Source organism: Streptomyces pseudoechinosporeus, assembly GCF_054783935.1.
In genome coordinates, this window is the sequence record NZ_BAAGPS010000075.1 from 26,918 (window position 1) to 34,588 (window position 7,671).

At 72.0% G+C, this 7,671-nt stretch carries 5 protein-coding genes; 1 reads left to right on the top strand and 4 read right to left on the bottom strand.

Going from position 1 to position 7,671, the window contains the following annotated elements; translation table 11 throughout:
- Positions 1-30: 30 nt before the first annotated feature.
- The 4 genes from ACYVO6_RS42920 to ACYVO6_RS42935 form a co-directional block, all read right to left on the bottom strand.
- Positions 31-1,185: a caspase family protein gene (locus ACYVO6_RS42920; RefSeq protein WP_461071271.1), complete on the bottom strand. Its 1,155-nt coding sequence runs from the start codon at positions 1,183-1,185 to the stop codon at positions 31-33.
- Positions 1,182-1,724, bottom strand: a complete 543-nt coding sequence (locus ACYVO6_RS42925) for an effector-associated constant component EACC1 (RefSeq protein WP_461071273.1) — start codon at positions 1,722-1,724, stop codon at positions 1,182-1,184. The genes ACYVO6_RS42920 and ACYVO6_RS42925 overlap by 4 nt, the downstream gene beginning before the upstream one ends.
- Positions 1,725-1,961: 237 nt before the next feature.
- Positions 1,962-3,581: an MFS transporter gene (locus ACYVO6_RS42930; RefSeq protein ID WP_461071275.1), complete on the bottom strand. Its 1,620-nt coding sequence runs from the start codon at positions 3,579-3,581 to the stop codon at positions 1,962-1,964.
- A gap of 106 nt (positions 3,582-3,687) precedes the next feature.
- Positions 3,688-4,449: an SDR family oxidoreductase gene (locus ACYVO6_RS42935; RefSeq protein WP_461071277.1), complete on the bottom strand. Its 762-nt coding sequence runs from the start codon at positions 4,447-4,449 to the stop codon at positions 3,688-3,690.
- A 154-nt stretch (positions 4,450-4,603) separates the two neighbouring features.
- On the opposite strand from ACYVO6_RS42935, the gene ACYVO6_RS42940 reads away from it, so the two are divergent.
- Positions 4,604-7,671: BTAD domain-containing putative transcriptional regulator (locus ACYVO6_RS42940; protein WP_461071279.1), on the top strand; the 3,068-nt coding region annotated here is incomplete at its 3' end.

Here is a 7,671-nt window from a genome sequence, read left to right on the forward strand (position 1 = left end):
GTCAACCTCCTCGGCTCCTGCCGTCTCCGGTCAGTGACCCCGCTCCCTGCGGAACACCGACAAACGCCCCGGCCATGCCCTTTTCCTCTCGGGCTCGCCACCCCCGGCGGAGGCCGTGCCTGCCGCCCGGGCTGACGAGGTCTCCACGCGCAGCTGCTGCCATACGGCCTGCCACTGCGTGATCTGATCGTCGGGAACGCCGCAGGCCGAGAGGTAGGCGGCCGTTGTGCTCCACGTGGTGGGAAGCGAGCTGCGGTTGAGCAGACTGCTGACGGTACCGGCCGATATGCGTCCGGCCGAGCGCTCGCTGACCGCCTGCTGGGTCAGACCGCTCATCACGCGTACGTCCGCGAGAGCGGTGAAGAACCCCGTGACCGTACGGATCGCACGCGGATCCGGCCACGCACGCTCCCCGGCGCCCCCACCAGGCGTAGCAGTGACCGGTGTGGCGGGCAGAGCCGCGTGATTGCGTCCGAGCGCGACCTGAGCGCCGCTGTTACGGTCCCGGGCCTGCGGAACAGGGTGCCCCCGCGCTTCCAGCGTCAGGCGCACGTGCCGGTAGACAGCTGCGAGATCGAGCAGCGCGGGACCGCCGGGTATCCCACGGCGCAGCGTGTCGAGCAGCGCCCCGGTGAAAGCCGTATAGGTCTCCCCCACCGGCGCCAGGGCGGTACGGGTCTCGGCGGCGGCCGCCAGGAGAAAGCTCCCCTCCACCGCGGCCTGGTCGGCAAGCCCGGCCTCGGCGCTCATCCTCCCCAGCGCCAGGCCGCTGTAGCAGCAGTCCAGGATCACGACATGACGCTCCGCCCGAGAGTCCAGAAGGAGAACCTGACGCAGCCAGTCATAAGGCAGACCGGTCTCCACACGGCCGAACTCGGTGTGCGGCAGGGCCAGACTGAGCTGATCCTGCGCATCGACCAAGCCGTGCCCGGCAAAGTAGACCACCAGCGTGTCGGTGGCTTCGGCAGCCGCCTGCCTCACCGCGCCCACCACGGTGTGCGCGGCCACCGGATCCTCGACGACGGTCACATGCCGGGCAGGCAACTGCAAAGACAACGGGCCACGCAGGAGATCGCCCAGGGCCTGCAGATTGTTCGAAACAGCCGGCAACTGCTCCAGATGCTCATAGCGGCCCGTGCCCACCAGGACCGCCCGCGAGGCGCCGGGATCGGGCAGCACGCTCACCGATCGCCGCCCTCATCACCGCTGGCGGCATCAAGCGCCCGGACCGCCCGCTCGATCTCCTCCTGCGAACAGTCCGTCAAAACGACGACCGTCTCCCCCCGGCGGATCTCCACCCGCGGCCGCTGCGGTCGGGACTGCCGCCACGCCACCACCGCCAGCACGAACGACGCCGCACTCCACCCATTCCCCGTCACCAGCTGCAGCACATCAAGCCCCGTGCCCATCTCCCCCGGCCCAGGCACACCAGCCTCTACCCCCACCACGGCAGACCTGCCCACCTCAGGATCCGCCCGCAACCAGCCCCGCAAGGACCGCAACTCCCCCGCAGCCGACCCGACCCGAACCTCTAACCGCACCCCGTGCCCTCCCCTGATCCATGCACCCAACCCGACGACAATGCACAACCGATCAAGAAAACCGCTACAGGGCAATACCCCAGCTGACCAGGCGAAACAGCCCTGACCAGGCAAAACAGTAGCCGGTCCTTTAGACGCAGAAGCTACCCACAACGCCCCAGCTATTCCCACTGCAACCCACACAACCCCAGGTCACAGCCCCCACAGCCCACCAGACCCAGTTATCAACCCACCACCAACGCGGCAGCTCACACACCACCCCATACACCAACTACCCCCCGCCGCAGCGACAGCGCCGCACGTTCCTGGGGACGGTCACCACACATCGTCGGGCGGTGACCGCGGACCTTCGGTTTCCGCGGGAGCCGGCGGGAGGCGCGGGCGAGGTGTCGCCCCGCCCGCACCCGCCCGCCGTACCCGCTATCGGGCGGCTGCGGCCGGCTGCTCCTCCAGCGGGCCGTCGGCCGCGACGGGCGCGGGGACGTCGGTGTCCTCGGCCGGTGCGGGGGCGGAGCCGGTCGGCGGAACATGCCGCAGCATGGTGACCGCGAGCACCGTGAGAGCGGTGACCAGGATGCCGCCGATGAGGGCGACGACGTTGAGACCGGACGCGAACGCCTCACGGGCGGGCGTGATGATCTGGTCGGCCAGCGGGCCCGGCAGGCTCGACGTGGCGTCGAGGGCCCGGGCGAGGGTGTCGCGGGTGGCGTCGGCCGCGGCGGCCGGGGTGTCGGCGGGGAGCTTGTCGACGACGCCGTTGCGGTACACGGTGGTGCCGAGGCTGCCCAGGGCGGCGATGCCCACGGCGAGGCCGAAGTCGCTGCTGGTCTGCTGCAGCGCGGCGGCGGCACCGGCCTTCTCCGGAGGTGCGGAGCCGACGATCAGCGAGACGCTCAGGCCCATGACGGGACCGATGCCGGCGTAGATGAAGCCGAAGCCGACGACCACGAGCGCCACGCTCTTGCTCGGGTCGGCCTGCGTGAGGATGAAGTAGCCGATGGCGGACAGGATCAGGCCGATCGCGGTGACATTGCCGGGGCGGATCCTGCGCGCCGCGATGGGGGCGAGCATCGACGTGGCGATGAGCGCGGCCGCCGCGGGCAGCAGCCACAGACCGGCGCGCAGCGGCGAGAGCGCGGCGACCATCTGCAGGTACTGGGTGACGAACAGGTAGATGCCGCCCATGGCGACGGCGGCGAAGAGCATCACGCCGAGGGCCACGCTGAAGGCCCGGCTGCGGAACAGGCTGAGGTCCAGCATCGGGTCGTCCAGGCGCAGTTGGCGGCGGCCGAAGACATAGCCGAACGCCGCGCCGACGATGATGGCGATCACGGAAGCGGGCTCGAGGCCGTGCTTGGCGATCTCCTTGACGCCGTAGATGACCGGCAGGATGGCGGCGAGCGACAGCAGGACGCTGGCCAGGTCGATCCGCCCGGCGTTCTCGTCCTTGTACTCGGGCAGCAGGATCGGTCCGGTGATCAGGAGCAGTGCCATCACCGGCACGGCGAGCAGGAACACCGAGCCCCACCAGAAGGCCTCCAGCATGGCGCCGCCGACGACCGGGCCGAGCGCGATGCCGACGGAGAAGCTGGCGGCCCAGATGCCGATGGCGGTGCCGCGCTGCTTGGGGTCCTGGAACATATTGCTGATCAGGGCGAGCGTGGAGGGCATCAGGGTCGCGCCCGCGACGCCGAGCAGGGCCCGGGCGGCGATGAGCATCTCGGGGCTGTTCGCATAGGCGGCGATCACCGAGGCGACACCGAAGGCGACCGCGCCGATCAGGAGCAGCTTGCGCCGGCCGATGCGGTCACCCAACGTGCCCGCGGTGACCAGGAATCCGGCGATCATGAAGGCGTAGATATCGATGATCCACAGCATCTGGGTGCTGCTCGGCGCGAGCGCCGCTCCCAGGTGCGGCACCGCGAGGTGCAGCAGCGTCACATCCAGGGACAGCAGGATGCTGGGCAGGGCCAGCATGGCGAGCCCGGCCCACTCCCGCCGGCCGGCCCGGGCTACGCCCGTGGCGATGGTCGAAGTCATGGCTATGACCTTTCCTTTGGACTGTTCGAGGGGCCCGCCGCCTCGCTCGGAGACGAGGCGGCGGGCTTGACGGTGCGACGGCCGGGCGGGGACGGCCGCCACAGGATCAGTGGGCGCCGCTGAGGCCCTGGGCGAAGCCGCCGTCGACCGGGAACTCGACGTTGGTGCTGAAGGTGGCGTCGGCGGCGAGGAACAGGGCGGCCGCGGCGACCTCTTCGACCGTGCCGTTGCGCTTGAGCGGGGTGGTCTGGCTGCCCTGCTCCTCGAACTCGCGGCGCTCTTCCTCGGTCAGCCCGGCGACGCCCATGGTGGGGGTCTTGATGTAGCCGGGAGCCACGAGGTTCACGCGGATCTGGCGGGGCAGGAACTCGGCCGCGAGGACATGGGCGGCCGCGCGCACTGCCTCCTTCGAACCGGAGTAGGCGCTCAGGCCGGGGAAGATCAGGTCGTTGGCGACCGTGGTGAAGACGATCGCGCCGCCGTCGTTGAGGAGCGGCGACAGGCTCTGCACGGTGAAGAAGGCGCCCTTGGTGTTCACCGCGAAGGCCCGGTCCCAGGCCTCCTCGGTGACCTCCTCGAGGGTCTGTACCTCCGCGATGCCGTGGTTGACGAAGAGATAGTCGACCCGCCCGAGCTTCTCCTGGGCGGTGTCCGCGAGGGCCCGGATGTCGGCCATGCTCGCGGCGTCGGAGCGCACCACGTGCGCGGAGTCCGACTTCAGCTCGGTCCGCGCCTCCTCGATCTTCTTCTCGTTGCGACCGGTGAGGACCACCTCGGCACCGCCGTCCAGGAGCGCTTTGACGATGGCCAGGCCCATACCGTGGGTGCCGCCGGTGACGACGGCCTTCTTGCCTGCGAACTTGCTCATGATGACTCCCTGCTAAGACAGCGTGCGAGATGCTCGTTACGCCGGTTTTCACCGGTGCACGCAGAGTGCGGGCAAGGGCTTGCAGTCGGCTGTCGGTCCGCTTGCAGTGCACTGACACACCCGGCAATGACCACGGGGCGTCTACCTTGATCTCATGCGTTTCGGGGTACTGGGTCCGCTGGCCATCTGGTCGGCGGACGGTGAACTGGTAGGGGTGCCGGAGGCCAAGGTCCGCTCGCTGCTCGCGGCCCTGCTGACGGCTCAGGGGCAGGTGGTCTCCGCCGACCGCCTGGTCGACGAGCTGTGGGGGGACGCGCCGCCCGCCAACGCCGCGGGCGCGCTGCAGACCCTGGTGTCGCGGTTACGGAAGGTGCTCACCCGGGCCGGAGGTCCCGGCCTCCTGGCGTACCGGGCCCTCGGATACGTCCTGGAGGTGGCGGACGACGCGGTGGACGCCGGCCGCTTCACCGCACTCACCGCCCGGGCGCGTACGGCCGCGGACCCCCGGGAGCGGGCCGAGCTGTTCACCGAGGCCCTCGGGCTCTGGCGCGGCCCCGCCTTCGCCGGCTTCCAGGACGAGCAGTTCGCCCGCGAGGCCCTCACCCGGCTCGAGGAACAGCGGCTGCTCGCCCTGGAGGAACAGGCGGAAGCCCGCCTCGAGTTGGGCGAGCACAGCCTCCTGGCCCCGGAGCTCGGCGAGCTGACCCGGCGCCACCCGCTGCGGGAGCGGCTGCGCGGCGCCCATATGCGCGCCCTGTACGGCGCGGGTCGCGCCAGCGAGGCCCTGGACAGCTACCAGGACCTGCGCCGCCGCCTGGACGAGGACCTGGGCCTCGAACCGGGGCCCGAACTGGCGGCCCTGCAACAGGAGATCCTGCAGCAGGACCCCGCCCTGCGGGCCGTGCCCGCCCCCTCGGCCACACCGCGGCCGCGCACCAATCTGCCCACCCCGGTCACCGACCTGATCGGCCGCTCTGACTCCGTGGACGCCGTGCGCGACCTGGTGGAGTCGGGCCGCCTGGTGACCTTGACCGGGCCCGGCGGGGTCGGCAAGACCCGCCTCGCGGTGGAGGTGGCGACCCGCCTGTCCGAGGCGTACGCGGACGGCGTCTGGCTGGTGGAGCTGGCCTCACAGGCCTTCTTGGCCGAGTCCGGGGCGCCCGCGGGCGACGACCTCGCCGAGGTCGTGGCCGCGACGCTCGGAGTCCGGGACGACACCGGCCCCGGACCGCTGCCGAGCGGCCTGCCGCGTACGCTGCTCGACCGCCTCACCGACGCCCTGCGCGGCCGTCGCCTGCTCCTGGTCCTGGACAACTGCGAGCACGTCATCGAGGCGGCCGCGGGGCTCGCACAGGCGCTGCTGCGCGGCGCACCGGGCGTTAGCGTCCTCGCCACCAGCCAGGAGCCCCTCGACATCGCCGGCGAGCAGCTGTGGCCGGTGCGGCCGCTCGACCTGCCCGAGGACTCGAGTGACCCGGCGGTGCTGCGGCGCTCCAGCGCGGTACGGATGTTCCTCGACCGGGCCGCGGCCACCTCGCCCGGCTTCGAGCTGAGTGACGACAACGCCCGGGCCGTGGCCTTGATCTGCCGCCGTCTCGACGGAATCCCGCTCGCCCTGGAGCTGGCGTCCACACGGGTACGCGTCCTTGGGGTGCGCGAGCTCGCGGAGCGCCTGGACGACCGGTTCAAGCTCCTCACCGGCGGCCACCGGGGCGCACCCGCACGGCAGCAGACACTGCGGGCGATGATCGACTGGAGCTGGGAGCTGCTCACCGCGGCCGAGCAGTCGGTCCTGCGCCGGCTCGCCATCCACTCCGACGGCTGCACCCTGGACGCCGCCGAGGCCCTCTGCGCAGGCAACGGTGTGAAGCCCGCCGAGGTCCTGGATCTGCTGACCCGCCTGGTGGACCGCTCCCTCGTCCTGGCCAGCCACGAAGCCGACGGACCCCGCTACCGGCTCCTCGAGTCGGTGTCCGCGTACTGCCTGGAGCGGCTGCGCGCCACCGAGTACGAGCGGGTGCGGCGCACCCACGCGCACTACTACGCGGCCTTCGCCGAGCGGGCCGACTCCTTCCTGCGCGGCGGCGACCAGCGGCAGTGGCTGCGGCGCCTGGACGCGGAGACCGCCAACATCCGCAGCGCGCTCGACGCGGCCGCCGCCAACGGCGACGCCGGCCTGATGCGGCACCTGGCGCACGCGATGGTCTGGTACTGGTTCCTGCGCGGCCGTCTCACCGAGGCCAGGCGCCAGCTGACCATGGCCCTCGGTCTGCCGGGCCAGGCGGGGCCGACGGCCGAAGGCGACCCGGGCCGCGCGGTGACCGCGGCCTGGCGGGCCGGGGTGGGCCTGCTGTCCGGCGCCCCGGACGGCTCCGCGCGCCGCAGCGCCGCGGTTCTCGAGCTGTACGAGGACATCCGCGACCCGCACGAGCGGACCAGGGCCGGCTGGTTCCTCGGGTTCGCGGTCACCCGGTTCGGGGACTTCGCGGTGGGCGAGGAGCTGGTGAACCGGGTGCTCACCGAGTCCCGCGCCCTGGGCGACCGCTGGGGGATCGCCGCGGGACTGAGCACACGAGGCATGCAGACCTATGTGTGCGGGAACCTGACGGCTTCCCGCAGTGACGGCGAGGAGAGTCTCGCGCTGTTCCACGAGGCCGACGACGGGTGGGGCCGGCTGCAGGCGATGGCGGTGCTCGGGCGGCTCGCGGAGATCGAGGGCGACTACCAGGAAGCCGCCCGGCTGCACGAGCGAGGGCTGCGCGTCGCCGAGGACCTGGGTCTGTGGACCGACGCGTCGATGCGCTGGTCCGACCTCGGCCGGATCGCCCTGCTGAGCGGCCAGTACGCCCGCGCCGACGAGTTCCACGAGCGCGGCCGGCGGCTCGCGGTCGAACAGGGCGACAAGCCCGCCGAGGAGTTCGCCGAGCTCGGCCTTGCCCTCGGCGCGCGGCGGCAGGGACGGCTCGACGCCGCCGAGTCGTATCTGCGCACCTGGCTGGCGTGGAACCGGCAGTTCGACGCGGAGTACGGGGCGGCCCTGATCCTGGCCGAACTCGGCTTCGTCGCCGAGCTGCGCCAGGACGCCGCCGCCGCTCTGTCCCTGCATCTGGAGGGCCTCGCCGCGGCCCGCGACACCGGCGATCCGCGGGCCGTCGCGCTGGCGGCGGAGGGACTGGCGGGAGCGCGGGCACTGGCCGGGCACGCCGGGCAGGCCGCGCGGCT